This window comes from Streptomyces sp. NPDC059477, assembly GCF_042749375.1.
Classification (GTDB): Bacteria; Actinomycetota; Actinomycetes; order Streptomycetales; family Streptomycetaceae; genus Streptomyces.
The window spans coordinates 1-1,913 of record NZ_JBHYUG010000188.1; the positions used below are offsets into that span (position 1 = coordinate 1).

1 protein-coding gene is annotated in these 1,913 nt (G+C 74.2%); it reads left to right on the top strand.

Features of this window, described 5'->3' with window-relative positions; translation table 11 throughout:
• Positions 1-1,815 (top strand): ATP-binding protein (locus tag ACFXAZ_RS39470; RefSeq protein WP_384601899.1); only part of this gene is annotated, 1,815 nt, incomplete at its 5' end.
• Between the last annotated feature and the right edge of the window lie 98 nt (positions 1,816-1,913).

The window sequence follows — 1,913 nt, forward strand, 5'->3', positions numbered from 1 at the left end:
GCCGACCGGCTCGACGACCGCTTCCGCCTGCTCACCGCGGGCAGCCGCACCGCCCTGCCCCGCCAGCAGACCCTGCGCGCGGTCGTCGACTGGTCCTGGGACCTGCTCGACGCCGCCGAACGGGACGTACTGGGCAGGCTGTCCGTCTTCGCGGGTGGCTGCGACCTCGCCGCCGCCGAGGCCGTCTGCGGCCCCGCCGCCCTGGAGGCGCTCGGCTCCCTGGTCGACAAGTCCCTGCTCGCCGCCGCCCCGGCCGACGGCGGCGGCATGCGCTACCGGCTGCTGGAGACCGTCGCCGAGTACGCCGCCGAACGCCTGGACGAGTCCGGGCAGCGCACCGGCGCCGAGCGCGCCCATCTCACCCACTACCGCGAGTTCGCCCGCCACGCCGACCGGCTGCTGCGCGGCCACGGCCAGCAGGACGCCATCGCCGGACTCGAACGTGAGTACGAGAACATCCGTACCGCCCTGCGCCGCGCGGTCACCGCCCGCGACGAGCAGGAGGCGCTCAACCTGGTCCACTCGCTGATCTGGTACTGGCAGATGCGCGACCTGCGGATCGAGGCCCGCAACTGGTGCGTCGAGGTGATGGCCCTCGGCCCCGACCCGTTCACCGAGCCCGTGCGCCGCGCCCTGCCGGTGTGGGAGCGGGTCACCGACGCCCCGCCACCCCTGTCCGGCGAGGCCCTGATCGAGGCCCGGCGCGGCGTCCACCTCGCCCATGTCGCCTGCATGGACACCGAGTTGGAGTCCTGGCAGACCGAGCGGGGCCGCCGCAAGCTGGCGATCATCGCCCAGGTGTACGAGCCCGGCATGCCCCAGGTCTGCCGCAGCCCCGGCATGCTCTGGTTCTACGCCGTGATGCTCTCCGGCGGCATAGAACGGCTGCGCGGCATCATCGACGCGGCGGTGCGCACCGCCCGCGAGACCCCCGGCTACGAGTGGGAGCTGGCCGGCGTCCTGCACGTACGCGCCAACATCCTCGCCAACCGCAGCGACTGGGCGGGCGACGCGGTCAGGGACGCCGAGGAGTCCCTGGAGATCCACCGCCGCCTCGGTGACGCCTGGGGCATCGCGGAGGCGCTCTCCTCCCGCGCCGAGGCCCGCGAGCGCGGCGGCGATCACCAGGCAGCCGCCGCCGACTTCGAGGCCGCCATCGAGCAGGCCGAACGGCTCGGCGCCCGCAGCCAGGCGGCCGTGCTCGCCGCCCGTCTCGGCGGCACCCTGAGCGAGGCCGGCGAGCACGAACGGGCGGAGGCGGTCCTGCGGGGCGTCCTCGCGTCCCCCGACAATCTGCTCGGCGAGGCCATGCCCGCCGCCCGGCTGTTCCTGGCCGGACTGCTCGGCGCGACCGGCCGCACCGCCGAGGCCCGCGACGAGCTGCGCACCGTCCGCGAGAACTTCCACCTCGCCCACTTCGTCCTCTTCGACGCCTTCATCGTGGGCGCGGAAGCCTGGCTGGACATGACCGACGGGCGCTACGAAGCCTGTCTGGACAACTCCCGGCGGGCGCTGGAGATGGCGGGCGATCCGCTGGCCCTGGTCATCCAGCCGACCACGCGGGCCGTCTACCTCGTCGTCGCCGCCATCGCGCTCGCCGAGGGCGACGGCGGTCGCCGCGCCCGGGACGCGGCCCGCTGCCTGGGCGCGGCGGCGGCCCTGCTGCCGCCCGGTCATGTGGAGGCGACCACGGAACGGCGGTCCCGGGAGCGGGCCGAGGCCGCGACCCGGGCCGCGCTCGACGACCGGGTGTACGAGGAGGCGTTCGCCGAGGGCGGCGGCCTGTCCCCGGAGGAGGCCGCCGCCCTCCTGTGAAACCATGGACTGGCCTACGGACTCAGCTCTTGTTGATGAATTTGTTGATCGACACCGGAGACATCAAAGCCGTGATCCCGATCGACCATGCCAGCGTC